The organism is Actinotalea sp., from assembly GCF_041597215.1.
Taxonomy (GTDB): Bacteria; Actinomycetota; Actinomycetes; order Actinomycetales; family Cellulomonadaceae; genus Actinotalea.
The window spans coordinates 1-2392 of record NZ_JBFHHB010000340.1; the positions used below are offsets into that span (position 1 = coordinate 1).

4 protein-coding genes are annotated in these 2392 nt (G+C 73.0%); all 4 read left to right on the top strand.

What is annotated here, in order from left to right; all coding sequences use genetic code 11:
• A partial coding sequence (locus tag ABWK99_RS15715; RefSeq protein WP_372595623.1) for a DUF1097 domain-containing protein occupies positions 1-239 on the top strand: 239 nt, incomplete at its 5' end.
• 179 nt (positions 240-418) lie between these two features.
• On the top strand, positions 419-1606 hold the full coding sequence (locus ABWK99_RS15720; RefSeq protein WP_372595624.1) for a N(5)-(carboxyethyl)ornithine synthase: 1188 nt from the start codon (positions 419-421) through the stop codon (positions 1604-1606).
• A 56-nt stretch (positions 1607-1662) separates the two neighbouring features.
• Positions 1663-2097: a hypothetical protein gene (locus tag ABWK99_RS15725; RefSeq protein ID WP_372595625.1), complete on the top strand. Its 435-nt coding sequence runs from the start codon at positions 1663-1665 to the stop codon at positions 2095-2097.
• Positions 2094-2392 (top strand): hypothetical protein (locus ABWK99_RS15730; protein ID WP_372595626.1); only part of this gene is annotated, 299 nt, incomplete at its 3' end. The genes ABWK99_RS15725 and ABWK99_RS15730, both read left to right, overlap by 4 nt.

The window sequence follows — 2392 nt, forward strand, 5'->3', positions numbered from 1 at the left end:
CCATCGCCATCGGCGCCTGCGCGATGGTCGGCCAGGCCAAGGTCTCGTGGCTGGGCTTCATCCCGGGTGCCTTCGCCGGCACCTCCTGCTTCTTCGGCACGAACGGTGACTGGCAGGCCACGGCGATCGCGCTCGTGCTCGGCGCCGCTCTCGGCTGGGCCTCGGAGGCCGGTGGCGGACTGATCGCCAAGATCGGCGCGAGGCCCGCCGTCGAGCCGGCGGTCTCGGAGAAGGTCTGACCACAGGAACGACGAACGGCCCGGCCCACCCCCTGGGGCCGGGCCGTTCGTCGTCCCCGTGGCAGCGCACAGGGCGGGCGAGATCGGGGGGAGTAGTGTCGGTGAGGCGATCCACGGGTCGCCAGAGGAGCAGTCATGAGCACCGCCGCCCACCGTGCCCCGCCGGGGACTCGATCCCGTTGACGCTCCTGACCTTGGGTGTGGTCGGGACCTCGCTCAAGCCGGACGAGCGTCGTGTCGCGATCCACCCCCGTCACCTCGAGCGCATCGACCCTGACCTGCGCGCGCGCATGATCCTCGAGGAGGGCTACGGGGAGCGGTTCGGGTACACCGACGAGCAGCTCAGGGGGCTGGTCGGCGCGCTCGGGTCGCGCGAGGAGGTGCTGCGCACCGCAGAGGTGGTCCTGCTGCCCAAGCCTCAGGCTGCTGATCTCCGGGCCCTCCCGGTCGGCGCCGTGCTGTGGGGCTGGCCGCACTGCGTGCAGGACCCGGTGCTGACCCAGGTCGCGATCGATCGTGGGCTGACCCTCATCGCCTTCGAGGCGATGAACCACTGGACAGCCGACACGGGCTTCAGCCTGCACGTCTTCCACGCGAACAACGAGATGGCCGGCTACGCCTCGGTCCTGCACGCGATGCAGATCGCCGGCATGACCGGTGACTTCGGCCGCCGGCTCACCGCCGTCGTGATCGGCTTCGGTGCGACCGCTCGGGGTGCGGTCACCGCCCTGTCCGCGCTCGGCGTCCGCGACATCGAGGTGCTGACCCAACGTGCGGTCGCCTCGGTGAACGCCCCGATGCACGCCGCGCGGATGGTGCACCTCGACCAGGAGGACCCCGCCACCCACCTGAGCACCGTCGTGACCGAGCACGGACCGGCGGCTCTCGCCCCGTTCCTCGCCCGGCACGACCTCGTGGTGAACTGCACGCTCCAGGACCCCTCGGCTCCGAGCATGTTCCTGCTCGAGGCGGACCTCGCGGCGTTCGCGCCGGGGAGCCTGATCATCGATGTCTCCTGCGACGAGGGCATGGGATTCGCGTGGGCGAGGCCGACGTCCTTCGCGGCCCCGGACTTCATGGTGGGCAGGCACGTGCGGTATTACGCGGTCGACCACACCCCCTCGTACCTGTGGGACTCGGCGAGCTGGGAGGTCAGCGCAGCGATCCTTCCCTTCCTGCGCACGGTCATGGAGGGCGAGGGGTCCTGGGACACGAACGAGACGATTCGGCGGGCCATCGAGGTGCGGGGCGGTCGCGTGGCGAACCCCGCGATCCTGGCCTTCCAGAACCGCGCGGCAGTGCATCCGCATGAGCTCGACGTGACGCGGCAGCTCCTTCCGGGACTGGGGGCCCACCACAGGCCGTGACCGAATCCCGGGCACGGAGCACCGGACGTGCCTAGAGTGGGTTCCGGAGGCGTCTGATGACGTTGCTCAGCATTCTCGATCGGTTCCGCCCGGCAGGAGCGCCCGGATCCGCCGGTGCGGTGGGCGTCCCCGCGGTCGACGAGAGCGGCCCAGCGGCGGAGCTCGCCCCGGTCTTCGCGGCCCTCCGTCCCGCCGTCGACTCCGCACGTGATCGAGTGGCTCGAGCGAGGCTGGCCGCGGCCGAGGAGGTCGACGGGGCGCGGGAGCAGGCGAGCGCCGTCACCGCTCGCGCACGGCTCGAGGCCGACGCCGCGCGGACCAGGGCGGCGAACGAGGTGAGTGCCAGGGCGGCGGCCGCGGACGCGGACGTCCGGGAGGCGGCCCGTCGGGAGGCGGAGCGGCTCGCGGTCACCGGCCGGCGCCGGATCGCTGCCCTCGCCCCTCATCTCGCCGCGGCGCTCGTGGACGGCACCCCGCAGGACGAGTCATGACCTCCGACTGGGTGGCGGCCTCCGTCCGCGCGCGGGCGATGGCCCGACGACGCGCAGGAGCGGGCGCCTGCCGTCAGGCGGCGGCCTGCGCGGACCTGCGGTCGGCGCTGCGCCGCCTGGACGGCACCGCCTACGCCGAGCGCTGGGGGGTCGACCAGGGGCTCGAGAGGGCGCAGGACGCGACGCTGCGCACCGTCCTGTGGCAGCTCCGGGTCCTCGCCGGGTGGCTGCCTGCCTCGGGGACGCGCCTGCTGCGGGCCGTGGCCGCCGGCTTCGAGCGGGAGAACATCCTCGG